The following is a 26,745-nucleotide window of genomic DNA, read 5'->3' on the forward strand; positions in this document are numbered from 1 at the left end:
TCAGACAATCATGAGCCCCAATAGTCGAGGCCGATATCCAGGATCGGCGCGCTGTGGGTCAGTCGGCCGACCGAAATCAGATCGACGCCGGTCGCGGCAATCGCTCGCGCTGTATCGGATGCGATCCCGCCAGAAGCCTCGGTGATAGCACGGCCGCCAACGATTGCGACGGCCCGGCGAAGATCGGCGAGGGACATGTTGTCGAGCAGAATCGCATCGGGAGCGAAGCCAAGTACCTCCTCCAACTGGGCCAGCGTATCGACCTCGACTTCGATCTTGACGAGATGACCGGCCCGTCTTCGTGCTCGCTCGAGCGCCGGGCGAACGCCGCCTGCGATGGCGATGTGGTTGTCCTTGATCAGAATTGCGTCGTCGAGGCCGAAACGGTGATTGGATCCGCCACCCGCGCGCACCGCATACTTTTCGACTGCCCTCAATCCGGGCGTCGTCTTGCGCGTGCAGACGATCTTCGCGCCATATCCACGAACCGCAGCGACGATCGATGCCGTTGCTGTAGCGATGCCGCTCAGATGGCACAAAAAATTGAGTGCCGTCCGTTCGGCTGTGAGAATGCCCCGGGCAGGGCCAACCACTGATGCAATGACCTCTCCATCCATGACATTGCAGCCGTCTGCCCGCTCCACCGAAATTTCGACATCAGGATCAATCAAGCGGAAAGCGAGCATCGCCAGATCGAGGCCGGCGACAACTCCGGACTGGCGCGCCGCCAGCACGGTTCCCGCTTGGTGTGCCTTCGGGATGATGGCCTCCGTGGTCAAGTCGCCGGCTCTGCCAAGGTCTTCAAGAAGAGCTGCCCTTACAAGCGGCTCAAGCATGACCGTGGGAAGCGGTGAGAGCGTCATCATTTTGCCCCTTCGAGGCTTGGCGAGTGTCCGAGTTCCCGCGCAGCGGCCAAGGCGGCTTCGAGGGTGATTTCGGACCGTCGGGCGACAGTCGCATGATGAGGAAAGTCTGTCCGGTAATGAGCGCCGCGGCTTTCTTCGCGCAACAGGGCGGCAACCGCGATCATTAGCCCGACAGCCGCCGGATCCGAGGCCGCGTCCTTGCTTTCGGCGAGCGGCAACAAGGCATATGCGGCTGCTTTCAGACCTTCACCATCCCGGACGATGCCGAGTGCGCGCGACAGGAAAACACGCACGGGTATCGGAGCGGGCGATGGGTGAACGTCCGCAACCGCAGGCCTTGTTCTGCGAGCAGGCGTTCCGGCGACACTTTCAGCGACCCAGCGCGCGCACACGACGGCCTCGGTCAAGGAATTGCTGGCGAGCCTGTTGGCGCCATGCAGTCCTGTCGAAGCGACTTCGCCGCAGGCCCACAGCCCCTTGACGGACGTCCTACCGGAGCCGTCCACGGCAACGCCACCCATGTGGTAGTGTTGGGCCGGACGAATGGGGATGAGATCGCGCGCGGGATTGATGCCGGCTCCACGACAGGCTGATGCAATTGTCGGGAAGTGTCGAGCAAATTCCGGGCCAGGCCGTTGCCGCGCGTCGAGAAAAACACGGTGGCCGTTGGCAAGATGGTTCCAGACGGCGCGCGCCAAGACATCACGAGGCGCAAGTTCCGCCCCTGACACGCTCTGGAGAAAAGCCTGGCCGGTTTCGTCGATCAGGGCAGCACCTTCGCCGCGGACGGCCTCGCTGACCAGCGCCATAGGGCGTTCCGGGCCGTCAAGCGCGGTCGGGTGGAACTGGATGAACTCGAGGTCGGCAAGGACAGCTCCAGCGCGGGCCGCAAGCGCCAGGCCCTGTCCGCAACTGCCCGAAGGATTGGTGGTGTCGAGAAACAGTCCCCCGATCCCACCGGTGGCGAGGACGACCCGCCGTGAGCCGAAGAAGACAGGTCCTATCGAACCGCTCGCCCAGACGCCTCGGATCGCATTCTCTCGCACCGCCAGTCGGCGCGCTTCCACGCCCTCCACGACAACAATCGACGGAGTGGAACGCACAGCCGCGATCAGGGCACGCATGATCTCACGCCCGGTGCCGTCACCATGCGCATGAACGATGCGACGTCGGCTGTGTGCGGCCTCCAATCCGAGGCACAGTGATCCTTTCGACGTACGGTCGAAGGGAACCCCAAAGCCCGCAAGCCCCTCTATCGCCTTGGGCGCGGCTTGGAGGATGCGGCTCGCCACGTCTGTGTCGCAGAGACCATCCCCGGCGGCAAGCGTATCGGCCAGGTGCAGTTCCGGATCGTCGTCTTCGCCGAAACTTGCAGCCAGACCACCCTGTGCCCACGTGCTCGAATTGTCAGCTCCCAGCAGCGTCCTGGACAGAAGCAGCACCGGCTCCGGCGCCAGTTGAAGCGCGGTCATCAGTCCGGCGATGCCGCCGCCGATGATGATCGGCCGCCCGAAGATGCTGCGGACATCGGCGCTCAAATTGCCAGCATCCGTTCGACCGCAAGCCGCGCGCGCCCGGCGATCCCGGGTTCGATGGTTACGATATGGTGGTTCTGCTCGAGCGCCATGCGGATGTTGGCAAGCGTGATCCGCTTCATGTGCGGGCACAAATTGCAGGGCCGGATGAACTCGACCTCTGGGTGCGCTAACGCGACGTTGTCGCTCATCGAACATTCCGTCATCAGCACGACACGTGCCGGCCTTTGCCTTTCGACATAGTCGGACATGGCAGCGGTCGAGCCGGAAAAATCTGCTTCAGCCACGACGTCGGGCGGGCATTCGGGATGCGCGAGCACGATCACGCCGGGATGGCTTTCGCGCAACTCGCGGATGTCGGCCGGTGTAAAGCGCTCATGCACCTCGCAATGCCCTTTCCAGGCGATGATCTGCACATCGGTCTGGGCGGCGATATTCTGGGCCAGATATTCGTCCGGCAACATGATCACCTGGGGAACGCCAAGGGATTGGACGACCGCCTTGGCGTTGCCGGACGTACAGCAGATATCCGACTCGGCTTTCACTTCGGCCGACGTGTTGACATAAGTGATGATCGGCACGCCGGGATAACGCTGGCGCATCAAGCGCACGTCTTCTGCCGTGATCGATTCCGCCAACGAACAGCCTGCCCGCAGGTCGGGAATGAGCACCGTCTTTTGCGGATTGAGCAGCTTGGCCGTTTCGGCCATGAAATGTACGCCGGCCAGCACGATGACTTGCGCCTCGATCGTCGCAGCCGTGCGGGCCAGTGCCAAGCTGTCGCCGACGATGTCGGCCACGCAATGGAAGATCTCGGGGGTCTGATAGTTGTGCGCCAGGATGATGGCGTTGCGCTCGCGCTTCAGTGCAAGGATCGCCTCGATATCCTCGACGAAAGCCGGCCATTCGATCGGCGGGATCACTCGTCGGACGCGCTCGTAGAGAAACGCGGTCGCAGGCAGCACGGCGCTCATCGACCCCTCCAGCTTATACTCTAGTTGAAAATAACCAGCATATACTTGCTGTGAGTATAAGCGATGTCAACCCCGCGCCAGCGGCAATTTTGTCCCGGCGATGACCCTCTCGTCGAGAACGGCGTGGCGGAACCGGTAAAGCTTCGCTGGCCGGCCGCCGGTCTCCGCGGTTGCCTCTCCGGTCTCTTCGACCAGCTCCTGCTGCTCGATCAGCCGGCGAAAGTTCGGCTTACGCACGAGCCTGCCGGCAAGCGCCTCCACGGTTCGCTGCAGCTGTAAAAGCGTGAAGACCGGCGGCATCAGCTCAAAGACGACCGGCCGGTATTTGATCTTGGAGCGCAGCCGCGCAATGCCGGTCGCCACGATGCGGCGATGATCGGCGACCATAGACTTGCTGGGCACCAGCGGAGGCAGCGTCGCGTCCCGTCCGCTTCCGGCCTCTTGGACCAGGCCTGCTTCGTAGACTAACTCATAGCGTTGAAGCGTGAGTTCCTCGTTCCAAAGGCGGTCGTCGAAGCCGAAGGCTATCGTCGCCCGCTGCCAGCGTTCATGTCGCGTGGCCGCGTCGCTGACGCCGTCTGCCCATTCAATCAGGCGCGGTCGCAGAACGTCCAGCACGACCGGAGGCGTGCCGGAGCGGTGGTCCTCCCATGGAAAATATTCATACCAGCTCTGCCAGCCGCACTTGGGCGAGCCAGCTGCCTGTTCCTTGCGGGTCAATGCGAGATAGCTGATGGAGATGACGCGCTGCTGGCGCTCGGCGCCGATGCGATCCCGATCCGCGAAGGTGTAGAGTTGCTCAATATACCCCAGCGGATGGCCGGTCTGCTGCTCGACCCACCCCCTCAAACCGGATTGCAGCGATCGGTGCTCAAGCGCAAATGGTCCGGAGGGAAGGGTGTCCGCCTGGCCGATGGTGAGGACACAGGGTTCACTGTCGTTTACGGCGACGACAAAGGCGATCAGGTCCACTTTGACTTCGTCGGCCTTGACGGCGGCTCTGTCTTTCCTGGGTCCTTTTGCCTGATCGTCCATGTTCGCGAAAGTGGTTGGCCAGCTCGGGGGCGCCTGAATCGATTTAAGTGTAAGCGCGCCTGTCCGCACGTCAACACCGCACAGCTGCACGGCCATTTTTAGCTCTTCGCACTTGCACAAAAATGTGGCAAACGCGACACCCGCGGTTGGTAACGTTGGGGAAGGAGGGTCCATTGAGTGCGTTTGGTGACACCAAGGCGATCACACCGCCGGATATTCGTTCGCGCAAAGGTGGGACGCCGCTCGTCTGCCTTACCGCCTACACGACGCCAGTCGCCCGGCTTGTCGATCCCCATTGCGATGTGGTGCTGGTCGGCGACAGCGTCGGCATGGTTCTCCACGGCCTGCCCTCGACGCTCGGTGTGACGCTGGAGATGATGATCACGCACGGCCAGGCCGTGCGCCGTGGCCTCGAGCAGGCGCTGATGGTCGTCGACCTGCCGTTCGGTTCCTTCGAGGAAAGCCCCGAGCAGGCTTTCCGCAATGCCGCGCGCGTCATGGCCGAGACCGGCTGCGCGGCCGTCAAGCTCGAAGGCGGCGAAACGATGGCAGAGACGATCGGCTTCCTCGCCGCGCGCGGCGTGCCGGTCATGGCCCATGTCGGCTTGACGCCGCAGGCGATCAACACCATCGGTGGCTACCGCGTGCAGGGCAGAGGCGGGGATGCCGAGCGCATCAGGCGCGACGCGCTTGCGGTGAGCGAAGCGGGCGCCTTTGCGGTCGTGCTGGAGAAGGTTCCCGAGGCGCTCGCCCGCCGGATCACCGGGGAGGTGGCGACCCCGACCATTGGCATCGGTGCCTCGGCAGCCTGTGACGGCCAGATTCTCGTCGTCGACGACATGCTGGGCCTCTTCGGCGACTTCCGGCCCAAATTCGTCAAGCGCTATGCTGAAATGGGGGAGGCCGCTGCGGCTGCGATCGCGGCCTATGCGCGGGAAGTGAAGGAGCGCCAGTTTCCGGCCGCCGAGCACGTGTTTGCCGATGCGCGCAAGCCCGCCGACGCGGACGCCACCAAGAACGGAGAAGCAGCGTGAGCGTGCCGATTGTCAGGAGCGTTGCCCAGCTTCGCGAAATTGTCGCCGCATGGCGCCGCGAGAGCGTGAGGATTGCCGTGGTGCCAACGATGGGCGTCCTGCATGAGGGCCATCTCAGCCTGGTGCGCGCGGCACTCGAGAAGGCCGACCGGGTGATCGTGACGCTCTTCGTCAACCCGAAGCAATTCAACAGCCAGGCCGATCTCGCCGCGTATCCGAGCACCGAGGACGAGGATGCCGCCAAGCTGGCACCGCTTGGCGCGCACCTGCTTTATGCGCCGGATGCAGAAGAAATGTATCCGGCGGCCTTCGCCACGACCGTTTCGGTGTCCGGTGTCAGCGAGGGCCTGTGCGGTGCCTTCCGGCCGGGACATTTTGATGGCGTGGCGACCGTCGTCGCCAAGCTCTTCCTGCAGACCAGCGCTGACTTCGGCTTCTTTGGCGAAAAGGACTTTCAGCAGCTTCAGCTAGTCAGGCGTATGGCCCGGGACCTGGATATTCCAATCACCATTGTTCCTTGTCCGACAGTCCGCGAAGCCGACGGTCTTGCACTATCATCGCGCAATGTCCGGCTCTCGCCAGCAGAGCGTGCTGTTGCCCCCGAGCTATCATCGGTCTTGCTCGAGACGGCTGAGCGGCTTGCCCGCGACTCGCCCGTCCTGCCAACGCTTGCCGAAGCGCGCGCAGCAATTCTGGCTGCGGGCTATCGCGAGGTCGAATACCTGGAACTTCGCGACGAGGCAGATCTGCGACCGATGACAAGCCTTGACCGACCTGCACGCTTGCTTGTCGCGGCCTGGCTCGGCGGTACACGGCTCATAGACAACGTCAGAATATCACGGGTTTCAACAGGTTAACGGGGTTCTCGGCACGCGCTGTATCCGTCCGGGATCGTTTAAAACAAGGTCTCTGCCTGGCATCGAGCGATCACGGAGGTTACGCAAAGCGCAAATGCATCGCGTGTTTGAGAACTTCGTCGAGCAACTGTCTGCAAGTGTTGATGCTGCCGATCTCCGTGAGGCAATGGCATCCGCTGCAGCCGGCTTCGATTTTCCGCTATTCGCCTATTTCACTTACCCGTCGGCCTCCGGCGACGCCCCGCAATTGATCTCAAACTATCCTTCATCCTGGACATCACGTTATCTGCAACAGCGATACCACAGTCTTGATCCGGTCATCCTGCGCGGGCTGCAAGGCTGGGATACCTTCGATTGGGGGGTGGATCGCGCGCGGCACTGTCTGCCGAATTCGCAGCAACAAATTCTGGAGAGTGCGGCTGAGTTTGGCATCCGCGGCGGCCTGACGATGTCCATGCATGATCATCGCGGCCGGTTTGCTGCCCTGACCTTTGCTTCCGACGAGTCCCGTCCGCCTCTGTTGCGGTCACTGACACGTTACGAAAAAGCATTGCAGCTGGTGGCCATCAACTTTCATATCCATGTCCGGCGCAGGCTCGCCGACGATCGCGTGGTGGATGGTGTAACGCTCACCCCGCGGGAGTTCGAGTGCCTGAAATGGGCGGCGCGCGGCAAGTCGGCTTGGGTTATCAGCCAGCTTCTCGGCGTCTCAAAGCGCACCGTGACCTTTCATCTGGAAAACGCCAAGGCAAAGCTTGGCGTTCGAACGATCAACCAGGCCGTTGCACGACTGGCTGCCTCCGGCCAGGCGAGATCCTGATTCGTCGGCCACGATAGCTGTAAACCTCTACAGGCTGCATCGCTGCCGGCTTTGCCCTTCGATGGCGGGAACACATCCCGCACGGAGGCGACCATGATGCAGCTGATAACACCAGACCTTTACGACGAGTTCGCAAGCGAGCTCAAAGAGATGCACGGGCTCAGGTTTCGGGTGTTCAAGGAAAGGCTCGATTGGGAAGTTGATACCGAAGACCAGATGGAAACAGACCCGTTTGATGGTCTGAAGCCTGTCTATCTGCTCCTCAAGGGATCCGACTGGCGAATTCGCGGTTGCGTGCGTCTTTTGCCCAGCACCGGACCCACAATGTTGCGCGACACGTTCCCGGTGCTGCTGGGTGCTGACGTCGTGCCCTCGACCTCCGACATATGGGAGAGCAGTCGTTTCGCGCTCGATCTTCCTCCGTCGGCGCCCAAGGCAGCGGGCGGACTGGCCCAGGCAACCTACGAGCTCTTCGCGGGCATGATCGAGTTCGGCTTGGCCGAGGATCTGACCCGGATAGTAACGGTGACGGACACGCGCATGGAACGGATCCTTCGCCTCGCGACGTGGCCATTGTCGCGCATCGGACAACCCAAGTCCGTCGGCAAAACGGAGGCGGTGGCCGGGTTTCTCGAGATTTCCCGCGCGAGCCTTTTGCGCATCCGCAGCAGGGGACGTCTGAGCGGACCGGTACTGTGGCAACCGGTTCTAGGCCCGTCGGCATTGTGGACACCTGAGCCGTGAAGGATGCTGGTCTGCCCAAGGAAGCGACGGTCGGTCTTGTATGCTGGCCGGACTGGCGTCGTCACGAAGCTTACCACTATAGCAGACGATTGCCACGCACTGCCTGGGCCTGGGAGTTTCTTCGGCGCAATCCACAATTCCAGCGCGACCACGCCAAAATGGCACCGTCCGCCTGCATTGTCGGAGCCCAGGCCGACATGAACATAATCGAGTTGACGACAGGATCATCTTTCCTAAGACAATGGAGCCTCCTTTTTCGCGGACGCGCCACAGTCGGACGCTACGTCGGCAAGGGTCTTTTGGGATCCGCGCGACTGCGACCGTATTCTACGAGCGGCCGCGGAGCTGGTTGGGCTCGACCACGATTTTGAACCGCTTGATCTTTCGTCGCTCTCATGCTGCAAGGACATCCTGCTGACACCTGCCGGCGTGCAGCACGTGCTGCTGAGGGAGGACTGCCGGAGTCTGCAGATCGCCCTTTCCGGTGCATCCGTTCTCCGCCCGTTGCGGCTATATGTCGACGCGATCGTGCAGCCGCAGCACCTGAAGTTCCATGTCGCTGCCCTTCAGTTCCTGAACCACATCAGTGGTTGCGGCCGCCTGGCAGCTGCTTGCTTTCCGCCGGAACCCCGCGGAGCGCGTCTGCGTATCGTGCTCCAGGCTTTGGATGGCTCGCTTGCGGGAGCATCTCATCAGGAGATCGCCATTGCCCTGTTCGGGAGACGCCGTGTCGAAGAAGATTGGTCTCATCCAGGTAGCCATCTTCGCGATCAGGTGCGTCGCGCCATCCAACGTGGCCGCTACCTGATGGGCGGTGGCTATAGACAGTTCCTGATGTAATTCGGGTGACAGCTCGGTGATTGTCTTATCCGAAAACGGGCAGGCATCAATCTCCATTTCTCACTGCTATTGTGCCTTGTACAAAACGTGACACGCGCCTAGTTCTTCCGCTGCGGGAATCGGGTTTGAGTAATACGGACGAAGCACTGAGAACCAACGCTTTCGTGATAGTGCATTCATGCCCCGAGAATCCTGATGACCGCTACGAACCCCAAGAAAGCCGGCGCTGACTGAAACGGTCGCTGAACGTGCTCTGTGGCGTGCGCCGCCTGACTCTCGGTTTCGGCCATGCCGACTAACAGCGTTTTGATAGGCCATCGCGGGCTAAGCTCTACCGGCGAAAGCCGCGTCAAAGCGGCAGGCAATCAGAAAGTTGATCGGCGGCGACGATGATTATGATCAACGTGACGAACACGTGAATCATGCCGACGGCGCCGACGTTGCCGATGATGATGATGCCGATCATGCGTCGCTGACGCTGCCTAACTACAGTGCTTGTGATCATGCCGATCACCGCGTGATCACGAGCGGCGGCGGTCCGTGGTCAGGTGCGTAGCCGGGATGGTTCGCGCATGGCCGATTGTTCCTTCGTGCCGCGGGGTGTGGGCTTGCGTTCGGGCATGAGGGCGTCAGGCGCAACGAGAAGTTAGATCAGGGCCCACAAACGCGGCTCATCCATGGGGTGGATGATAGTTATCCCTACAATCAATTGTACCAATATTACCGAATACTACTACAAGGTCCCCAATGAACGCGGCCGGATGGGTATCCGTCTCGCGTGGGCTGAAGCTGCCGGCAAGAATGGGGAGACGAACATGTGCGGGATTGTTGGCATCGTTGGGCAACAGCCGGTGTCGGATCGGTTGGTCGACGCATTGAAGCGTTTGGAATATCGCGGCTATGATTCCGCCGGCGTTGCGACGATCACCGAAGGTGCCTTGCACCGCCGGCGCGCCGAGGGCAAGCTCGTCAATCTCGAGAGGAGACTGAAGGAAGAGCCGCTGAGCGGCAACATCGGCATCGGCCACACGCGTTGGGCAACCCATGGGGCCTCGACGGAACACAATGCACACCCGCACTTTACCGACGGTGTCGCCGTCGTCCATAACGGCATCATCGAGAATTTCACCGAGCTGAAGGACGAATTGGCGGCGGCTGGCGCCGAGTTCCAGACCGACACCGACACCGAGGTCATCGCGCATCTCTTGGCAAGACACCGCCGGGAGGGCATGAGGCGGCAAGAGGCGATGCGTGCCATGCTGAAACGCGTCAGGGGCGCCTATGCGCTTGCCGTCCTCTTCGAAGATGATCCGTCGACCATCATGGCGGCGCGCAACGGACCGCCGCTGGCGATCGGTCACGGCGACGGCGAGATGTTCCTGGGCTCCGACGCGATCGCGCTTGCTCCCTTCACCAATGAAATTACCTATCTCATCGAGGGCGACTGGGCCATTGTCGGCAATTCGGGCGCCCATATCTTCGATTTCGACGGCCATCCCGTCGAGCGTCCGCGCCATACCTCCACGGCCGCGGCCGATCTGGCCAGCAAGGGCAATCATCGCCACTTCATGGAGAAGGAAATCTACGAGCAGCCCGAAGTCATCGCCCATGCTCTCCGTCACTATAGCAACATCATAGAGAATCGCGCCGACATGGTTTCTGGCATCGATTTCGCCAGGATCCCGAGCTTGGCGATCTCGGCCTGCGGGACCGCCTATCTCGCCGGACTGATCGGAAAATACTGGTTCGAGCGCTATGCGCGCCTGACGGTTGAAATCGACGTTGCGTCCGAATTCCGTTACCGCGAGATCCCGTTGTCGCCGCAGTCGGCGGCTCTCTTCATTTCGCAGTCCGGCGAAACCGCCGATACGCTCGCATCGTTGAGGTACTGCAAGGAGCGTGGGCTGAAAATTGGCGCTATCGTCAATGCCTGCGAATCGACCATCGCTCGGGAGGCCGATGCGGTCTTCCCGATCCTTGCCGGACCGGAGATCGGCGTCGCCTCCACCAAGGCGTTTACCTGCCAGCTTGCCGTTCTAGCCGCACTCGCCATCGGCGCCGCCAGAGCCCGCGGGACCGTAACCGAAGACGAGCTGCAGGCGCTCGTCAGGAGCCTCGCCGAAGTGCCGCGCGTCATGGGCCAGGTACTCAACAGCATCCAGCCGGAGATCGAGTTCCTGTCGCGCGAACTGTCAAAGTGTCGTGACGTCCTGTATCTCGGCCGTGGCACCAGTTTCCCGCTAGCGATGGAAGGTGCGCTGAAGCTCAAGGAGATTTCCTACATCCATGCCGAGGGCTATGCGGCGGGTGAATTGAAGCACGGTCCGATCGCATTGATAGACGACAACATGCCAGTGATCGTCATCGCGCCCCATGATCGCTTTTTCGACAAGACCGTCTCCAACATGCAGGAAGTGGCTGCCCGTGGAGGGCGGATTATCCTCATCACCGATGAAAAAGGGGCAGCCGCATCGAAACTCAACACCATGCACACGCTCGTGTTGCCGGCTGTCGACGAGATTATCGCGCCGATGATCTTCTCGCTGCCGATACAGCTTCTTGCCTACCACACGGCGCTCTTCATGGGCACAGACGTAGACCAGCCGCGCAATCTCGCAAAATCGGTCACGGTCGAGTGATTGTGAACCTTTATAGGTGGCGATGCTTGTCCATCTTCGCTGCATCGGCGGTGGAAATTGGTCGAAGGTATCAGCGTCCGCGAGGCTGGGTGGACGGTGCCGCGAATAGCCACTGGAGGCGTCAGTGAGAGTTCGAGTTGCTGTTCAAGAAAGCCATCGGGGAGAATGAGTCGTGTAGGATCGCAGGTCGAATGCGCTACAGCCGATCAGGCCATCTCGTGGCGGGCAGGTTCTTAGAACTTGATCAGAAGCAGGTGAGCCGCCATATTCCGACCCGGCTGCCAATTTCAAGTGGCCCATTCCATGGATGAGGCCGGTCCGGCCGAATGGACGTCCATTTTTTTGATTTGCTGGGTGTGCGCCAGGGTCGGGGAGGAAATCTCCCGATTTGTCAGGCGCTCCCATCTTCTTGGAGATGTTTATGAAGGATTCGCGCATTCCCGAGCCAGTCTTGACGGCTATATCGCAGGGGACCCACATCATCCGCGCTTATCGTGAGCACCTTGGGTATTCAATCGAGGACCTCGCGGTCGCGTGCGGGCTTGCCGCTCAGGAAATCCAAAACATCGAGCGGGGTCTAAAGTACAATAAGGGCTATCGGAATCGGATAGCGAGATCGCTGTCCATACCTGTGGGAATTCTCGAGGCAGAGTCGGACATATCGGACGCCGCCTGATCAGTCGGATAATCTGCAATGGGTGGAAGACCGCTCTTGTGATGTGAAGTTTGCGGCTGATAGTCGTCGCTTGATTCCGTTGGACGCGAATGCCTTCTGGCGCAGTACCGCCAAGAGAATTCTCGTCCACTGTCCGATTCAGGAACTGCACACGGGCTCGCCGAACAGGAAGTTGGAACTTCGTCATGCTGTCTTCGGCGATATAGCCGCCCGGAGTGCTGCGACACGTGCACGATAGCATCGGCTCGCGACGATGGATTGCTAACGGCGAACTCATGCTGGTCGGCAAGGCGATACTGGCTGGAGCATCAACTCGGCCGACGAGAGTCGCAACCATCCTAGGCAGGATCGGCCGACATGGCCGGCATCGCGAGCCGCTCTGAAAAGAGCACAGCGGGCATCCAGACGCTGCCGGGTTGACTATGGGTGTCGGAACCGCAAAAAGGGGCCGCTCTTCATGAGTGGCGTGCGCCGGCAGTCTAACCCCAAGCCCCCCGCCAGGCTGCCGGCGCGCTTCTAGCCGCCTTGATGCACGGCAATAAGCTTTTGAAGGCCTGAAGCGACGTTGTGGTCGCCGTTGCGGTGCTTTTCCACGCGCCTCGTCAGGCGCCGGGATTGCTCCGTCGTGATGGCAGGCGGGGGTTTGCGGGTTGCGGTCGGCGGGTTCGTTTCGGGGCGTTGGCGCCCCGTCGGCTACGTCACGAGCTGCGGGATCCGATCAAGCACGATGCGCAGGATGCGCTGGTCCGGGCAGGAGGTCGGCAGGTGCAGGCGGATCTGGGTTTTCATCTCGACCACGCGCGCGGCGATCTTGATGAGGCGCAGTCGCAGCGTGTCGAATTGGGCGACTGCGAAGCTCGAGCATTTCGGCATTGGGGCGCGCAGGCCCCACATGAGCCAGTAGGCGCCGGCATGCAGGAAGAGCCGGAACTGGTTGGCCGTCGCTCTTGTGCAGGAGGTGCGGTCGGCGGCGAGATGCGTCTTCCACGACTTGATGTGGTTCTCGGCAGCGCCGCGCCGGCAGTAGACATCCTCGTAGAGCGCCTTGGCCTTGCCACCGGCAAGGTTGGTGACGATGAAGCGGGTGTCGGCGCCTTGGGCGCCGACCTCGACCCGGGCGATGATGCGCTCGACACGGCTCCAGCTGCCGGCGCCGTCAAAGAATTCCTTGAACCTGCGGACCTTGTCCGTCTTCGCCGACGCTTCAAAACGCGCCAGCGTGCGTGCTGACTTCCAGGTCCGCGACATGCTTGCGCAATGTGGTGGTGGACGCCACGCCGAGAATGAAGTCGACACCGTTGGCGCGGCACCAGTCGATGACCGGCGGACTGCAATAATGGCTGTCGGCCCGGATCAGGATCCGGGTGTTCGGCCAATTGCTCCGGATCGCCCGCACCAGGCGGCGCAGGTGGGGGCAGAGTTCTGCCCCCACTCGGCCGCTTGGCCGGCCGCAGAACCGCACCGACGAAGCGGCCATCGCCGTCGAACACCACGATCGGCTGGAAGCCGTATTCGTCATAATGGGCGTTGAACAGGCGCAATTGCTGGCCGCCATGCACGGCATCAAAGGTGTCGTCAATGTCGAGCACGATCCGCTTCGGCACCTGCCGGAACGAGGCGCAGTAGAGGTCGACCATCGCCCGCCCCATGGCGACCAGCTCCCGCACACCGGGCAGGTTCTCCAGCCTGCACATCGTCGATTGCGACGCCAGATCCCGACCCGACGGCAGCGCATCCTGGGCCATCTTGAAGACCGGATCGCGGCGCAGCCGGTTGGCGTCGTTGCCGTCCTCGTAGCCGGCGGCGATCATCTTCATGCGAAAGCCGATCATGTCCGCCAGGCTGTGGACGACCTGGTCCGGGCAGCGCGGATCGTCGATGCAACGCGCCAGACGCTCGGCCACCCGCAACCGCTTTTCCACCTCGGCCAAGGCCAGAACGCCGCTGTTGGACGACAGCATGCCGCCGTCGAAACGGGCGACGACGGACTTGCCGCCGACTGATGACAAACCGCTCAGCGGCAGCGCAAGATCGTTCATGGTGGGTGTGGTCTCCGGGAAATGGTTCGGATCGGCTTAAGCAACCAAATCCTACGTCATTTCAACGGCTTGCGCCACATCCACCAACCCCCATGAATTTGGTTAGGTTGATGCGGCGTGCCGCCGCCGTGAGGCCGCGCTCGCTCAGCAGCGCGTCGAGAACGACGAGAAGATTCAGATCGAGCCCTTTGAAACGCATGTCTTAGCTATCCATAGCGTGGATGCATTTGATTGAAACAAACGATTTTACCAATTTTCCGGAATGTCGCATGGACTTGGCAGGATCTCACGTGCGCCGATCACTGCCTCTATCGCGTGGCGAGTCCCTTGAGAAGAGCCCGAAAGAGGAAATCTGTCGCGTGCGGTGGAGATTGTACTGGGAATGAGAGGCAGCGCTCCGATCATGTCGAACTCTCCGACGAATGGCGGACCGGTACAATAGTTGATCGCAACTGGTCCGGAGCTATGAAACATCTCGATTACATATGAGGTGCCGAGTGAATACGCTGACAGCACCCACCGTCGCAGCGTTTAGCTGACGTTTTACGACGGTTCCTATCCATTTACACGCAGATTCTTGATGTGCTGGCGCAAAAGCGGGAGGCCGGCGACTTTTCTTCGTCATCGGGCTGACGCCGCAGAAGCCGGAACTCGTCCGGTTCCTATGGGCATTGGGCTTGGTCGGTCGCACAGGCTCTATGAGGGGCAATTTTGGCAACGCGACGCGACTCGGGTTTTGAACGACGCCGAAAACGCAAGCTGGAAAGGAACAAGATGGCAGATCAACTCGCCAACGAAATAATCGCCATGATCAAGAAGCGCGCCGCGTCGGAGGGCGGCATAGCGCCTGCCACAGGCGGCGAGATAACGGCTGCCACGGGACTGACTTCGCTCGGTATCGATTCACTGGGATTGGCGGACGTTCTCTGGGACCTGGAGCAGGCCTACGGCATCGAGATCGAGATGAATACGGCCGAGGCATGGTCGGATCTCCAGAATGTTGGGGACATGGTGGAAGCCGTGCGCAGCTTGCTCGCTAAGGGGGTGTGAATGGACAGGCGCGTCGTGATTACTGGGATTGGCGGTATTTGCGGGCTTGGGACCAACGCCGCCGCCATTTGGACAGAGATGCGAGAAGGCCGCTCCGCCATCGGCCCAATCGTCAACTCCGAGCTCCATGAATTGAGGGTCAGGATCGGTGCCGAGATCAAGGCGCTGCCGGAGCATGACATCGACGGCAAGCAACTCATCTCCATGGACCGCTTCAGCCTGCTCGCTGTGCTTGCGGCGCGCGAAGCCATGCGTCAGGCCGGACTTTCCTCCAAAGAGAGAAATAGCTATCGCTTCGGTGCGACGGTGGGCGTTGGCGGCTGCGGGTGGGATGCGATCGAGCAAACCTACCGCGCCATCCTTCTGGGCGGTAAGCGTGCCGCTCTCTTGACTGTACCCAAGGCGATGCCGGGTGCCGCTGCCGGCCAGGTCAGCATGAGTCTCGGCCTGCGCGGGCCGGTCTTCGGCGTCACGTCCGCCTGTTCCTCGGCAAACCATGCGATTGCCTGCGCGGTGGACCAGATCAGGCTCGGCCGGGCCGACGTGATGCTTGCCGGCGGCAGCGAAGCGCCGCTCATATGGGGTGTGCTGAAGGCATGGGAAGCGATCCGCGTGCTTTCGCCCGATACTTGCCGGCCATTCTCGGCCGATCGCCAGGGCCTGTCGCTTGGTGAAGGCGCCGGCATGGCGGTGCTGGAAAGCTACGAGCATGCCCTGGCTCGGGGCGCCACCATCCTTGCCGAAATTGCCGGTGCCGGCCTTTCCGCCGATGCGTCCGACATCGTCGCGCCGACTGTCGAGGGGCCGGAGGCAGCAATGCGGGCCTGCCTTGCCGATGCCAGGCTGGACGCCGAGGATGTCGACTATCTCAACGCGCACGGCACCGGCACCAAGGCCAACGACCAGATCGAGACGGCGGCGATCAAGCGCGTCTTCGGTCAGCACGCCTTCTCAATGTCCATTTCTTCTACCAAGTCCATGCACGCGCATTGCCTCGGCGCGTCCGGCGCGCTCGAGTTGATCGCCTGCGTGATGGGTATCCGCGAGAGCGTCGTGCCGCCGACTGCCAATTATCGTGAGCTGGACCCCGATTGCGATCTCGACGTCACGCCCAATGTGGCACGCGAGCGCAAGGTGCGCGTGGCACTGAGCAACTCCTTCGCCTTTGGCGGCACGAACGCGGTTCTGGCGTTCAGGCAGGTGTAGAAGCCATGAGAGATGCCTCCGGCAACATGATCTCTCGCATCCAGATGCTTGCCGGATAACTATTGTGAAGGGCGGGTCATTGACCGCCTCGGCGAATGCGGGAAGTGGCAGCGGAAGCTCGACGATCCGGGGGTATCGTCTTTGCGAAATTCTTAACTGTTGAAGCGGCTTGGACGTAACGCCGCCCCGTAAAAGGTAAGCGAGGCCCTGCGGGCTCGGCTTGAGGGTCTGAAGCTGTACACGACAATGTCTGGAAGCCGCAGGGTCGGCTCTGCGCCCGTTATAGTCGCCTGAGTGCTGCCGGCCCGGCCGCGCCGCGGGCGCCGTCAACGAACTCCTTGAACCTGCGGACCTTGCCTGTCTTGGCCGACGCTTCGAAGCGCGCCGTCGTGCTGGCCTCCAGATCCGCGACATGCTTGCGCAGGGTCGTGGTGGGCGCGAGGCCAAACATGAAGTCGACGTCGTTGGCGCGGCACCAGTCGATGACCTGCGGGTTGCAATAATGGCTATCGCCGCGGAGCAGGATTCGAATGTTCGGCCAGTTGATCCGGATCGCCCGCACCAGACGGCGCAGGTGGGGGGGATCTCAGCCCCACTCGGCCGCTTGGCCGGTCGCAGAACCGCACCGACGAAGCGGCCATCGCCGTCGAACACCACGATCGGCTGGAAGCCGTACTCGTCATGGTGGGCATTGAACAGGCGAAGCTGTTGGCCTCCGTGCACAGCGTCGAAGGTGTCGTCAATGTCGAGTACGATCCGCTTCGGCACCTGCCGGAACGAGGCGCAAATAGAGATCGACCATCGCCCGTCCCATCGCGACCAGCTCCCGCACGCCGGGTAGGTTCTCCAGCCGGCACAGCGTCGATTGCGACGCCAGATCCCGACCCGACGGCAGCGCATCCTGGGCCATCTTGAAGACCGGATCGCGGCGCAGCCGGTTGGCGTCGTTGCCGTCCTCGTAGCCGGCGGCGATCATCTTCATGCGAAAGCCGATCATGTCCGCCAGGCTGTGGACGACCTGGTCCGGGCAGCGCGGATCGTCGATGCAACGCGCCAGACGCTCGGCCACCCGCAACCGCTTTTCCACCTCGGCCAAGGCCAGAACGCCGCTGTTGGACGACAGCATGCCGCCGTCGAAACGGGCGACGACGGACTTGCCGCCGACTGATGACAAACCGCTCAGCGGCAGCGCAAGATCGTTCATGGTGGGTGTGGTCTCCGGGAAATGGTTCGGATCGGCTTAAGCAACCAAATCCTACGTCATTTCAACGATCAGATCCCGAGCAGCCAGCCAGTATTCGACCGTCGCTGGCGCCTCCGCCCACTGAGGCCTTGTGCTTCCTCCAGCGAGTCAAGCCGATCACCATGCGTGTCGCCAGTTTTGGTGCTCACCCACGTGCCATTTGCGATCTTGTGTCGGTGAGAGCACCGCAAGCACCTCCCCTGCTAGAGGGCAAGGCGGCTTGCGTCGCCCGTGTTGTTACTATTCTTCGCTGTGGTCGGAGTTTTTTCCTTGGCTTCGGAATCGGGACATTCGGCTTTGCAAAAAAATAGGCCACCGTGGTCGATCGTCACGCCCCCGAGTTCGGCGGCACGATGGGACGACAACGGCAGCGCAAGCTCCATTTGCGCGAGGGGCTCGTCCCTTCAAATACTTGATGCATTTGCGCTTTGCGTACCTCCGTGCATGTTGCTCGATGCCAGGCGGAGACCTCTGTCTAAACGATCGCGCATCGATGCAACGCCCACGCGTAGATCGCCATCATCGCGGCGATCGCTTTGCCGCGATCGCCGCAGCCGTTTTCGAGCACGACAATCATGCCGGCGCTGTCGGCAGCGATGCGCATGCAAAAATTCACAGATGCATTCTGGCCAAATGCTAGCTGCCCAGCAAATGTCCGGCATTTCGCAAGGCCCCTAGGAAGAGACTGGCATGGCCGTTGGCATCGATCTTGGCCTGCATCGACAGGGGCATGCTGTGCCAGGTCTCCAAGGGCGCAATGAAATGTGAGAACGTACCGTTGACGATGCAATGGTGGGTAACAAGGCCCTGTCTGTCCAACGCCAGCACGCCGATCTGGTCGCCCTGATATCGGATGGCTGCGACCCGCTGGACCCCCGCATGACCGTCGACCCGCACGTCGAAAAGCAGGATGCCGCGGCTCCTGGTGGCTACCTCGGCGGCCTTTTCAGCGAAGCTTAAGGAGAGCGAGCGGACGCTTTCGACCGCCAGCTGTAAAACCATCAAATCCAGTTCATCCACTGCCATAAGGTACCTGCGCGCAACACATGGGTGATAGCAATCGACCACACCGCTTGTTCACAGATGTCGGTTCACGACCGATCATTCAGGCTGTTGCCGGACGTCCATTGACCGAGGGAGTGCTCCGGTTCGAACCGATCCTGAAGCGGAATGCGCTGGATCTACGGAACCCGAGGAGCAGGCCAGCCAAAGTTGCCGCGACAATTGATGTCGTGATCATTCCAGACATCTGCATCGGCGTCGCTGAACATCCTACTGGTAAGTTCGTTGTTTGCGGCAAGCCCATCCTTGGGCCGTCTAGTACCTGAAACCCTCGCGGTGGCGTCCCTCGAAGCTCGGGACCGCCGGGCGCTTGATCGTCGAGAACTTTGTTTACGAAGGTCGGGACCTCCTGCAGAGCTTATTCTGGTGCGCTCGCCTTTGAGCATTCCGCTGAAGCGTGACGTTTCGCTAGTCAGTGTTCCTTGCAGGCTCACCGCGAGGGCGCCTTGCACACAGCTGCACGTCAGCGCATGAAACTCGTCCCCCGTTCACTTCACAAAATGGATTTCCTGAAGTACTGGGAGCGCAGAGAAATCTCCGGTCGCAGCCTACCCGGTTAAAACAAGGACCCAAAAATGAAGACTCTCGTCGTCTGCTCCGGCGGATTGGACTCCGTTACCCTTGCTCACAAGGTGGCAGCGGAGCACGAACTCGCCGGCCTCCTATCTTTCGATTACGGCCAACGGCATAGGAAGGAATTGGGCTTCGCCGCCCTTTGCGCGGAGCGACTGAGCGTCCCGCACCGCGTCATCGACATCCACGAGATCGGCGGCGGCCTTTCCGGCTCCGCGCTGACCGATAATGTGGACGTGCCCGACGGGCACTACGCCGAAGACACGATGAAGGTCACGGTGGTGCCGAACCGGAACGCCATCATGTTGGCCATTGCCTTCGGCTTCGCCGCAGCGCACGGCGCTGAGGCGGTGGCGACGGCCGTGCATGGTGGGGATCATTTCATTTATCCCGACTGCCGTCCGGCCTTCATCGACGCTTTCCAGATGATGCAGGACCACGCGCTCGACGGCTACGCGGAGATTCGCATTTATGCACCCTATGTGAATCTCACGAAGGCGGACATTGTTAGGAATGGAGCAGCATACGGCACGCCGTTTGCGCAGACCTGGTCCTGCTACAAGGGCGCCGAGCGTCACTGCGGGAGGTGCGGGACCTGCGTCGAGCGGCGCGAGGCGTTTCATCTCTCTGGGCAGCCGGACCCCACCGACTACGAGGACTCCGACTTCTGGCTCGATGCGCTGCGAAGGAGGACCGCGTAATGTTCCGCATCACCAAGGAATTCCACTTCTCAGCCTCGCATCAGCTCACCTCGTTGCCACCCGATCACCAATGCGCGCGCCTGCACGGGCATAACTACATCGTTGAAGTGGAGCTTTCAGCGAATGGACTGAACGAGAACGGCTTCGTGCGCGACTATCACGATTTGGCGCCATTCAAACGCTACATCGACGAGAGCTTCGACCATCGACATCTCAACGACGTGCTGGGACATGAGCAAGTCACGGCGGAATATCTGGCCAGACATTTTTATGAATGGTGCAAGGCACGCCTGCGCGAAACCTCGGCCGTGCGTGTGAGCGAAACGCCGAAAACCTGGGCGGAATACCGGCCATGACCGATACGCATCCCGCAATCCGCGTGAGTGAGATTTTCGGGCCGACGATCCAGGGCGAGGGCGTGCTCATCGGTTTGCCGACGGTCTTCGTCAGAACCGGCGGGTGTGACTATCGCTGTTCCTGGTGCGACAGCCTGCATGCGGTGGACAATCAATTCCGCCATGAATGGGAGATGATGTCCATTGGCGCGGTGTGGCAAAACGTGCTTGCGCTTTCCGGTGGCCGCCCGCTGATGGTATCGCTGTCAGGCGGCAATCCGGCCATCCAGCCGCTCGGCGCGCTCATCGAGCGAGGCCATGGTGAAGGTTACCGTTTTGCGCTGGAAACCCAAGGTTCGGTGGCCAGGGACTGGTTTGCCGACCTTGACGTGCTAGTCCTCAGCCCAAAGCCGCCGTCAAGCCAAATGACGACCGATTGGGCCGCTTTCGAGGCGTGCCTCCAGGCGGCACAAGGCAGGCCGCAGGTCGTGCTCAAGCTCATTGTTTTCGACGAAAGTGACTACGCCTACGCGAAAGACGCCGCTGCGAGATTTCCGCGGCTTCCGATCTATCTGCAACCCGGCAATCACACGCCGCCACGCCCCGCAAATGAAGACGCGCCTGTCGACCTTGACGGAATATTGAAGCGCATGGAGTGGCTGGTTGATAGCGTGACCCGCGACAGGTGGTTCGAAGCCCGTGTGCTGCCGCAGCTGCACGTTATGCTCTGGGGTAACAAGAGAGCCGTGTAGCCTAGGCGCGCTTTTCACTGAAACTGCGCCGGCGGATATTCGGGTGGACGGGTTGTCCCACGCTTGACGGCGCTGCCGGGGTGCTTGCGGACTTCTGCCACCGGCACCAAGAGCGTGGCCAGCCGCTTACGACTCGGATTGTTGCCGAGGCTCGGTTTCGACGGGCGTCCCTGGCGCGAACCAATCAAAGGGTTAGCGCGAGCCACGGGTGGATAGTATGGTGGTGCGATGCGGCGGCGCCTGCTGCAGCTGGCACTGTCCTTGCGGATTCTTGTTGCAAGGCCGAAGGGAGCTGTCGGCCGACAACCATGATCTGGCCAGGACGATTGTCGACTGCTTCCGATACAGAAAAGAGGCCGGACTCGACGTGGCGCTTCAGGGACTGCGAAATGGAATACGGCGCCGGAAGGCACGACCGGACGATATCGTCACTATGCCAAGACGCGTCTGGTCCGCTCCGAATCCTGTTTCGACACGACGGTCGCCGATCAACAGTGAAAAACATAGCGCAATCGGTTCACGATCGACTGAGAACCATGACCGTTCCTCTGCGGTGCTCAGACTGCCGCTGAGTGCCTGGCCGTTCCACTTTCGAAATATTTGTCGAACTTTGCCGCGATGCTCCTGACAAAGGGCCGGCTTTCCGCAGGCACGACGAAGTGGTCACCATCAAGTTCAAGCAGCCGCGCAGGACCATGAAGAGCCGTGGAACTCGCCTTGAGGAGAAGTCTTTGGCCGGCTTCGCCAAAGCGCTCCACCAGCTCAATCGCCGAGAAGGCGAAGTCACACATCAATCGCTCCCAGCCGCGAACGCGGTCGTCTTCGGAAAGCGCAATGCCTCGGACCGCTGCCAGCCCTCCTTCTGCAACCATGCGTCCATATTCGGCGGTCGAAGGCATGTTCTGTGCATAGCCCTGGCGAAACTGGCTGATGGATGACGGGCCAAGGCCGATCAAGGTCTCGCAGCGATCCTCGGTATAGCCCTGGAAGTTCCGGTGCAGTGTTCCGGCGCGGGCGGCAAGCGCGAGGGCGTCGCCCGGTTTGGCGAAATGATCGAGCCCGATTGCTTCGTATCCCTGGTCCATGATCGCCCGCGCCGCCAATTGCGATTGGGCAAACCGCCCCGCCGGACCCGGCAACCAGGCCTCGTCGATCATCGTCTGATGTTTCTTGAACCACGGCACATGGGCGTAGCCAAAAAGCGCGATCCGATCCGGTTCCAGCGTCAGTGCCTGCGCGACGGTGGAGGCGACGCTCTCCCTGGTCTGATGCGGCAGCCCGTAGAGCAGATCGAGATTGACGGATTCGACGCCGCGCGAACGAACGCCGTCGACTACCGCTTTGGTCTGCAAAAAGCTCTGCTCGCGGTTGATCGCTTTCTGCACCTTCGGGTCGAAATCCTGGACGCCGAGGCTCGCCCTTGTCATGCCGATTTCGGCAAGTGCATCGAGGCGGGCATCGTCCATATCATTGGGTTCGATTTCAACGCTGATCTTTGCGCCGGGAGGAAAGGTGAAGCTGTTGCGCAGGACGGTTCCCAGCGCCACCAGATCCTCCGGTTTGAGCATCGTTGGCGAACCGCCGCCGAAATGGACGGCACGCACGCGGCCCTTGCCTGCGACAAGACTGGCGACGGTGGCGATCTCGGCATGCAGTGAGCGAAGATACGTGCTCACCGGTTCGTAGTGGCGTGTCTGCTTGGTATGGCAGGCACAGAACCAGCAAAGCTTGTCGCAATAGGGAATATGCAGGTAAAGCGATATCTCGTCACCACCTTGGAGCGCCTCCAACCAGCCTCGGTAAACGACGGCATCGACCCCCGCATGGAAATGCGGCGCGGTCGGATAACTGGTATAGCGCGGGACGTTCTCGCCAAGTCTGGCAGCTAGCTCCAGTCGCATGTCGTGGTCCACCGTGTTTGCGTCGCCGGAACTGTGGATGCTTGGATGAGCCTAAGCCCTGATTTCGATCAACCTTCAGCACGGACAAACTGCCGCAAGGATTTTTCTACCGTCGATTGCTATCCTGCCCGCACTGGACCGGTAGAGCGATCGAATGACATTACGGCAGGACATTCACAGTTCCGGCATTCCCGTTCTTTGCCTGTCTTGCGAGGCACGGCACCGCGGTGTCTGTGGTGCGCTCGAACCAGACCATTTGGCTCAGCTCGCCAAGACGTCGTCGCGGCACAATATCGAGCCGGGGGTCGAACTGATCGGCGACGCCGAGGCGGTCGACTGTTATTCAAACGTGCTTTCAGGCGTAGTGAAGCTCACGAAGAGCCTTTCGGACGGCCGCCAGCAGATCGTCGGTCTCCAGTTCGCGCCGGATTTTCTGGGACGGCCCTTCAAGATGAAAAGCGCGATCAATGCGGAAGCGGCAACAGCTGTCTCGCTATGCTCGTTTCCGAGAGCGGCCATCGAACGGATGATGAAGGAATCACCGGAATTTGTGCATCGCCTGCTCAAGCAGGCGCTGAACGAACTCGACGAGGCACGCGAATGGATGGTGACTCTGGGGCGCAAGACCGCACCGGAGAAGGTGGCGAGCTTTCTCCTCATGATCGCCCGGAACATCGGTTCCAGTGTTGACCCAGCGGCCAGGTCGGCGTGCTTCGAGCTGCCGATGACGCGTGCCGACATCTCTGACTTCCTTGGAATTACAAACGAGACCGTGAGCCGTCAGCTGACCAGCCTGAGAATGGACGGCGTCATCCGGATCGAGAACAACCGCCGTGTCACCGTGGACAGCATGAGCCGGCTGGAACGGCGCTGCGGCGGCCGAGGCGCAACCGCCGTTTGAATGACACCGAAGCTGCATGGCCTACGTCACTTACTTCGTTCGGGGCAGGGCATGCTCGCGTTGCGCTTAGAAGAAGTCGCATAGCGACAGCCCGCTCTCCATCTGATCGCCTGAGCCAGGTGCGTTTCGGCCAACTCGTCGGCGAAGTATCCATCCTCGAGGTGCTCGACGTGCAACCGGCTGTTCCAGGCAGGATTGCATTCGGCCGAAGTCAATACGCCTCATACGCAGGGGAAAATCGCCGTCTGCCCGAACCATGAATGTCACGAAGGCAGCGCAACGCTGGCGTTGGCTGTCCCAAGGCATTGGAACGATCGACGTTCGGCAAGGCATCGGCCATACTCTCCAGCGTCGCAGACGCGCGCTTCCTCACCCGTCCGCAATCGCCTCCACTCCGGCCCGGCCCGGGGACGCCGGACCTGTCCATAAGCGTGGCGGCCGGTGCTGCGTTTCCTCGTCGATCGCCACAGTCTGATCGCACCGAACTCGATGCTGCTCGAAACAAAATCGTGCGGCTCTGACATGGATCAGGGCGAGCAGGCCACGGCTGCGCAATTAAGGCACCGCGGTTTGGTGTCCGCCGGAATTGGAAATCGGGACTTGCGATGAAATTCGGCAAAGAGATCGTCCTTCTAAGCCTGTTCGCATTCGCGGCTTTGGTGGCCGCCGGCTTCGGCGTAGATGAACCTTTTCGCCAGCATATGTGGGTTTTGTTCTTCGCCGTGGCTGGCTTCACTGCGATTCTGTTGCGCAACACGGAGTTCAAGCCGGCAGTTCCGATCGACCCCACCGCTTACATGGATGGGCCGATCCGCTACGGTGCCATCGCCACCGTATTCTGGGGCGTCGTCGGCATGCTGGTCGGGGTGGTCATCGCCCTGCAGCTTGCCTATCCGGATCTCAACGTCGAGCCCTGGTTCAATTTCGGCCGCCTGCGGCCCCTGCACACGTCGGGCGTCGTTTTTGCCTTCGGCGGCAATGCGCTGCTTTGCACATCCTTGTATGTCGTACAGCGAACCTGCCGCGCGCGGCTGTTCGGCGGCGATCTCGCCTGGTTCGTGTTCTGGGGCTATCAGCTCTTCATCGTCATGGCCGCGACCGGCTACCTGCTTGGCATCACTGAGAGCCGTGAATACGCCGAACCCGAATGGTATGTGGACTTGTGGCTAACCATCGTCTGGGTCGCTTATCTTCTGCTGTTCCTCGGCACCATCCTGAAGCGGAAGGAACCGCACATCTACGTCGCCAACTGGTTTTACCTCTCCTTCATCGTGACCATCGCGATGCTGCATGTGATCAACAACCTGTCGATGCCGGTCTCCTTGCTGGGCGCCAAGAGCTATTCAGCCTTCTCCGGCGTACAGGATGCCCTGACGCAATGGTGGTATGGCCACAATGCCGTCGGCTTCTTCCTCACCGCCGGCTTCCTCGGCATGATGTATTATTTCGTGCCCAAGCAGGCGAACCGGCCGGTCTATTCCTACCGCCTCTCTATCATCCACTTCTGGGCGCTGATCTTTCTCTACATCTGGGCTGGTCCCCACCATCTCCACTACACGGCCCTGCCCGATTGGGCGCAGACGCTCGGAATGGTGTTCTCGATCATGCTCTGGATGCCGTCATGGGGCGGCATGATCAACGGCCTGATGACGCTGTCCGGCGCCTGGGACAAGCTTCGCACCGATCCCATCATCCGCATGATGGTGATGGCCGTCGCCTTCTACGGCATGTCGACCTTCGAAGGCCCGATGATGGCGATCAAGACGGTCAACTCGCTCTCGCACTACACTGACTGGACCATTGGCCACGTCCATTCCGGCGCACTCGGCTGGGTCGGCATGATATCGTTCGGCGCGATCTATTACATGGTGCCGAAGCTTTGGAACCGTGAACGGCTTTATTCTATGCGGCTGGTGACCTGGCACTTCTGGCTGGCGACACTCGGCATCGTCGTCTACGCCGCTGTCATGTGGGTGTCCGGCATCATGCAGGGCCTGATGTGGCGCGAGTACGACGAGCAGAGCTTCCTCGTCTATTCCTTCGCCGAGACCGTCGCCGCCATGCACCCTTACTACATCATGCGTGCCATCGGCGGCGCGATGTATCTGTCGGGCGCCCTCATCATGGCCTGGAACATCGCCATGACCATCCTGGGCTACCAGCGCGAGGAGGATCCGATGCCGCGCTCCATCCCCGCCCTCCGGTCTGTACGATCAGGAGCCAGCAAATGGGCCTGATGGACAAACACAAGGTTATCGAGAAGAACGCTACACTTCTTCTCCTCGGGTCCCTGCTGGTCGTAACAATCGGCGGCATCGTCGAGATCGCGCCGCTCTTCTATCTCGACAACACCATCGAGAAGGTCGAAGGCATGCGGCCCTACTCGCCGCTTGAGCTCGCCGGACGCAACATCTATGTGCGTGAGGGCTGCTACCTCTGCCACAGCCAGATGATCAGGCCGTTCCGCGATGAGGTCGAGCGCTACGGCCACTACAGCCTGGCGGCCGAGTCGATGTACGATCACCCGTTCCAATGGGGATCGAAGCGAACCGGACCGGATCTGGCCCGCGTCGGCGACCGTTACTCGAACACCTGGCATGTGCAGCATTTGTCCGACCCGCGCTCCGTGGTGCCGGAATCGATCATGCCGAGCTACGGCTTCCTCAAGGACACGCCGATCGAGGTGAAGGACTTCTCGACGCACCTCGTCGCGAACAGGCGGGTCGGCGTTCCCTATTCAGACGAGATGATCGCTCATGCCAATGCCGATCTGATGGCGCAGGCCGACCCGAATGCCGATAGTTCGGGCCTCGAGGCTCGCTATCCGAAGGCCAAGACCGGAGATTCCGACGGCGATCCGCAGCAGGTCACCGAAATGGATGCCCTGGTCGCCTATCTCCAGATGCTCGGCACGCTGGTCGATTTCAAGAACTACGATGAGGCCGCCGGCTACCGCTGAGGA

General features: G+C 61.2%; 23 protein-coding genes and 4 pseudogenes. 16 read left to right on the forward strand and 11 right to left on the reverse strand.

Annotated elements, in window-relative coordinates:
- Positions 1 to 8 precede the first annotated feature (8 nt).
- The 4 genes from nadC to NKI97_RS17325 all read right to left on the reverse strand — a co-directional run bounded on the left by nadC (position 9) and on the right by NKI97_RS17325 (position 4,410).
- On the reverse strand, positions 9 to 863 hold the full coding sequence (nadC, locus tag NKI97_RS17310; protein ID WP_352503117.1) for a carboxylating nicotinate-nucleotide diphosphorylase: 855 nt from the start codon (positions 861 to 863) through the stop codon (positions 9 to 11).
- On the reverse strand, positions 863 to 2,404 hold the full coding sequence (locus NKI97_RS17315) for an L-aspartate oxidase (protein ID WP_352610563.1): 1,542 nt from the start codon (positions 2,402 to 2,404) through the stop codon (positions 863 to 865). The genes nadC and NKI97_RS17315 overlap by 1 nt, the downstream gene beginning before the upstream one ends.
- Entirely contained in the window at positions 2,401 to 3,375 is a 975-nt protein-coding gene (nadA, locus tag NKI97_RS17320) for a quinolinate synthase NadA (RefSeq protein ID WP_352610560.1), read from the reverse strand. The genes NKI97_RS17315 and nadA overlap by 4 nt, the downstream gene beginning before the upstream one ends.
- A 66-nt stretch (positions 3,376 to 3,441) precedes the next feature.
- Positions 3,442 to 4,410: an NUDIX hydrolase gene (locus tag NKI97_RS17325; protein ID WP_352835568.1), complete on the reverse strand. Its 969-nt coding sequence runs from the start codon at positions 4,408 to 4,410 to the stop codon at positions 3,442 to 3,444.
- A 173-nt stretch (positions 4,411 to 4,583) separates the two neighbouring features.
- Between NKI97_RS17325 and panB the strand changes: the two genes are divergently transcribed.
- From panB to NKI97_RS17365, 8 genes are all read left to right on the forward strand, one after another.
- Positions 4,584 to 5,444 (forward strand): 3-methyl-2-oxobutanoate hydroxymethyltransferase, encoded by an 861-nt coding sequence (panB, locus tag NKI97_RS17330; RefSeq protein ID WP_352835489.1) that lies wholly within the window; start codon positions 4,584 to 4,586, stop codon positions 5,442 to 5,444.
- A complete protein-coding gene (gene panC, locus NKI97_RS17335; protein ID WP_352496587.1) occupies positions 5,441 to 6,301 on the forward strand; it encodes a pantoate--beta-alanine ligase in 861 nt (286 codons plus the stop codon). The genes panB and panC overlap by 4 nt, the downstream gene beginning before the upstream one ends.
- A 94-nt stretch (positions 6,302 to 6,395) precedes the next feature.
- On the forward strand, positions 6,396 to 7,121 hold the full coding sequence (locus NKI97_RS17340) for a LuxR family transcriptional regulator (RefSeq protein WP_352496586.1): 726 nt from the start codon (positions 6,396 to 6,398) through the stop codon (positions 7,119 to 7,121).
- A gap of 93 nt (positions 7,122 to 7,214) precedes the next feature.
- Positions 7,215 to 7,865, forward strand: coding sequence for an acyl-homoserine-lactone synthase (locus tag NKI97_RS17345; protein ID WP_352835492.1), 651 nt, complete (start codon positions 7,215 to 7,217; stop codon positions 7,863 to 7,865).
- Positions 7,862 to 8,236, forward strand: a complete 375-nt coding sequence (locus NKI97_RS17350) for a transcriptional regulator domain-containing protein (RefSeq protein ID WP_352835495.1) — start codon at positions 7,862 to 7,864, stop codon at positions 8,234 to 8,236. The genes NKI97_RS17345 and NKI97_RS17350 overlap by 4 nt, the downstream gene beginning before the upstream one ends.
- A 157-nt stretch (positions 8,237 to 8,393) precedes the next feature.
- On the forward strand, positions 8,394 to 8,705 hold the full coding sequence (locus NKI97_RS17355; protein WP_352835571.1) for a DUF2285 domain-containing protein: 312 nt from the start codon (positions 8,394 to 8,396) through the stop codon (positions 8,703 to 8,705).
- A gap of 815 nt (positions 8,706 to 9,520) precedes the next feature.
- Complete coding sequence (gene glmS, locus NKI97_RS17360; protein WP_352717904.1) at positions 9,521 to 11,344, forward strand: glutamine--fructose-6-phosphate transaminase (isomerizing); 1,824 nt, start codon at positions 9,521 to 9,523, stop codon at positions 11,342 to 11,344.
- A gap of 421 nt (positions 11,345 to 11,765) precedes the next feature.
- Positions 11,766 to 12,020, forward strand: coding sequence for a helix-turn-helix domain-containing protein (locus NKI97_RS17365; protein ID WP_352835499.1), 255 nt, complete (start codon positions 11,766 to 11,768; stop codon positions 12,018 to 12,020).
- Positions 12,021 to 12,713: 693 nt separating this feature from the next.
- Here the strand turns inward: NKI97_RS17365 and NKI97_RS17370 are convergent.
- Positions 12,714 to 14,059: pseudogene (locus NKI97_RS17370) on the reverse strand (IS1380 family transposase).
- A gap of 97 nt (positions 14,060 to 14,156) precedes the next feature.
- Positions 14,157 to 14,258: pseudogene (locus NKI97_RS17375) on the reverse strand (LysR family transcriptional regulator); the annotation flags it as partial.
- A gap of 575 nt (positions 14,259 to 14,833) precedes the next feature.
- Here NKI97_RS17375 and NKI97_RS17380 point away from each other — a divergent pair.
- Together NKI97_RS17380 and NKI97_RS17385 are read left to right on the forward strand one after the other, a co-directional pair.
- Positions 14,834 to 15,109 carry an acyl carrier protein gene (locus tag NKI97_RS17380; protein WP_023679611.1) on the forward strand — a complete coding sequence of 92 codons (276 nt, stop codon included), beginning with the start codon at positions 14,834 to 14,836 and terminating at the stop codon, positions 15,107 to 15,109.
- Positions 15,110 to 16,315, forward strand: coding sequence for a beta-ketoacyl-[acyl-carrier-protein] synthase family protein (locus tag NKI97_RS17385; protein WP_352835502.1), 1,206 nt, complete (start codon positions 15,110 to 15,112; stop codon positions 16,313 to 16,315). It begins immediately after the preceding gene.
- Here the strand turns inward: NKI97_RS17385 and NKI97_RS17390 are convergent.
- The 4 genes and pseudogenes from NKI97_RS17390 to NKI97_RS17405 all read right to left on the reverse strand — a co-directional run.
- Positions 16,302 to 16,466 (reverse strand): annotated as a pseudogene (locus tag NKI97_RS17390) (LysR family transcriptional regulator); the annotation flags it as partial. The gene NKI97_RS17385 and the pseudogene NKI97_RS17390 sit on opposite strands and share 14 nt — an antisense overlap.
- 168 nt (positions 16,467 to 16,634) lie before the next feature.
- Positions 16,635 to 17,519, reverse strand: a pseudogene (locus tag NKI97_RS17395) (IS1380 family transposase); the annotation flags it as partial.
- Between the two features lie 514 nt (positions 17,520 to 18,033).
- The gene (locus NKI97_RS17400) at positions 18,034 to 18,162 is read right to left on the reverse strand and encodes a hypothetical protein (RefSeq protein ID WP_023722056.1); all 129 of its coding nucleotides are present in this window, start codon (positions 18,160 to 18,162) and stop codon (positions 18,034 to 18,036) included.
- Positions 18,163 to 18,194: 32 nt separating this feature from the next.
- Positions 18,195 to 18,584 carry a hypothetical protein gene (locus tag NKI97_RS17405; protein ID WP_352835504.1) on the reverse strand — a complete coding sequence of 130 codons (390 nt, stop codon included), beginning with the start codon at positions 18,582 to 18,584 and terminating at the stop codon, positions 18,195 to 18,197.
- 611 nt (positions 18,585 to 19,195) lie between these two features.
- Between NKI97_RS17405 and queC the strand changes: the two genes are divergently transcribed.
- The 3 genes from queC to queE are packed head-to-tail and all read left to right on the forward strand — an operon-like array spanning position 19,196 to position 20,981.
- On the forward strand, positions 19,196 to 19,894 hold the full coding sequence (gene queC, locus NKI97_RS17410; RefSeq protein ID WP_352835507.1) for a 7-cyano-7-deazaguanine synthase QueC: 699 nt from the start codon (positions 19,196 to 19,198) through the stop codon (positions 19,892 to 19,894).
- Positions 19,894 to 20,250 carry a 6-carboxytetrahydropterin synthase QueD gene (gene queD / locus NKI97_RS17415; RefSeq protein WP_352457393.1) on the forward strand — a complete coding sequence of 119 codons (357 nt, stop codon included), beginning with the start codon at positions 19,894 to 19,896 and terminating at the stop codon, positions 20,248 to 20,250. Before queC ends, queD begins: the two co-directional genes overlap by 1 nt.
- A complete protein-coding gene (queE, locus tag NKI97_RS17420) occupies positions 20,247 to 20,981 on the forward strand; it encodes a 7-carboxy-7-deazaguanine synthase QueE (RefSeq protein ID WP_352684181.1) in 735 nt (244 codons plus the stop codon). The genes queD and queE overlap by 4 nt, the downstream gene beginning before the upstream one ends.
- 557 nt (positions 20,982 to 21,538) lie before the next feature.
- Here the strand turns inward: queE and hemN are convergent.
- Complete coding sequence (gene hemN, locus NKI97_RS17425; protein ID WP_352835511.1) at positions 21,539 to 22,882, reverse strand: oxygen-independent coproporphyrinogen III oxidase; 1,344 nt, start codon at positions 22,880 to 22,882, stop codon at positions 21,539 to 21,541.
- Positions 22,883 to 23,036: 154 nt separating this feature from the next.
- On the opposite strand from hemN, the gene NKI97_RS17430 reads away from it, so the two are divergent.
- From NKI97_RS17430 to ccoO, 3 genes are all read left to right on the forward strand, one after another.
- Positions 23,037 to 23,783, forward strand: coding sequence for a Crp/Fnr family transcriptional regulator (locus NKI97_RS17430; RefSeq protein WP_031194961.1), 747 nt, complete (start codon positions 23,037 to 23,039; stop codon positions 23,781 to 23,783).
- A 605-nt stretch (positions 23,784 to 24,388) separates the two neighbouring features.
- Complete coding sequence (gene ccoN, locus NKI97_RS17435; protein WP_352835515.1) at positions 24,389 to 26,020, forward strand: cytochrome-c oxidase, cbb3-type subunit I; 1,632 nt, start codon at positions 24,389 to 24,391, stop codon at positions 26,018 to 26,020.
- Positions 26,011 to 26,742 (forward strand): cytochrome-c oxidase, cbb3-type subunit II, encoded by a 732-nt coding sequence (gene ccoO, locus NKI97_RS17440; protein ID WP_023722047.1) that lies wholly within the window; start codon positions 26,011 to 26,013, stop codon positions 26,740 to 26,742. The genes ccoN and ccoO overlap by 10 nt, the downstream gene beginning before the upstream one ends.
- The last annotated feature ends 3 nt before the right edge of the window (positions 26,743 to 26,745 follow it).

Origin of the sequence: Mesorhizobium sp. M0296 (assembly GCF_040321675.1) — a bacterium.
Taxonomy (GTDB): Bacteria; Pseudomonadota; Alphaproteobacteria; order Rhizobiales; family Rhizobiaceae; genus Mesorhizobium.

Bases quoted from the DNA above. Each gene is read 5' to 3' on its own strand.
- nadC (WP_352503117.1), bottom strand. From the start codon at position 863: ATGACGCTCTCACCGCTTCCCACGGTCATGCTTGAGCCGCTTGTAAGG.
- nadA (WP_352610560.1), bottom strand. From the start codon at position 3,375: ATGAGCGCCGTGCTGCCTGCGACCGCGTTTCTCTACGAGCGCGTCCGA.
- NKI97_RS17325 (WP_352835568.1), bottom strand. From the start codon at position 4,410: ATGGACGATCAGGCAAAAGGACCCAGGAAAGACAGAGCCGCCGTCAAG.
- NKI97_RS17340 (WP_352496586.1), top strand. From the start codon at position 6,396: ATGCATCGCGTGTTTGAGAACTTCGTCGAGCAACTGTCTGCAAGTGTT.
- NKI97_RS17345 (WP_352835492.1), top strand. From the start codon at position 7,215: ATGATGCAGCTGATAACACCAGACCTTTACGACGAGTTCGCAAGCGAG.
- glmS (WP_352717904.1), top strand. From the start codon at position 9,521: ATGTGCGGGATTGTTGGCATCGTTGGGCAACAGCCGGTGTCGGATCGG.
- NKI97_RS17365 (WP_352835499.1), top strand. From the start codon at position 11,766: ATGAAGGATTCGCGCATTCCCGAGCCAGTCTTGACGGCTATATCGCAG.
- NKI97_RS17380 (WP_023679611.1), top strand. From the start codon at position 14,834: ATGGCAGATCAACTCGCCAACGAAATAATCGCCATGATCAAGAAGCGC.
- NKI97_RS17385 (WP_352835502.1), top strand. From the start codon at position 15,110: ATGGACAGGCGCGTCGTGATTACTGGGATTGGCGGTATTTGCGGGCTT.
- NKI97_RS17400 (WP_023722056.1), bottom strand. From the start codon at position 18,162: ATGCGCATCGCTGCCGACAGCGCCGGCATGATTGTCGTGCTCGAAAAC.
- NKI97_RS17405 (WP_352835504.1), bottom strand. From the start codon at position 18,584: ATGGCAGTGGATGAACTGGATTTGATGGTTTTACAGCTGGCGGTCGAA.
- queC (WP_352835507.1), top strand. From the start codon at position 19,196: ATGAAGACTCTCGTCGTCTGCTCCGGCGGATTGGACTCCGTTACCCTT.
- queD (WP_352457393.1), top strand. From the start codon at position 19,894: ATGTTCCGCATCACCAAGGAATTCCACTTCTCAGCCTCGCATCAGCTC.
- queE (WP_352684181.1), top strand. From the start codon at position 20,247: ATGACCGATACGCATCCCGCAATCCGCGTGAGTGAGATTTTCGGGCCG.
- hemN (WP_352835511.1), bottom strand. From the start codon at position 22,882: ATGCGACTGGAGCTAGCTGCCAGACTTGGCGAGAACGTCCCGCGCTAT.
- NKI97_RS17430 (WP_031194961.1), top strand. From the start codon at position 23,037: ATGACATTACGGCAGGACATTCACAGTTCCGGCATTCCCGTTCTTTGC.
- ccoN (WP_352835515.1), top strand. From the start codon at position 24,389: ATGAAATTCGGCAAAGAGATCGTCCTTCTAAGCCTGTTCGCATTCGCG.
- ccoO (WP_023722047.1), top strand. From the start codon at position 26,011: ATGGGCCTGATGGACAAACACAAGGTTATCGAGAAGAACGCTACACTT.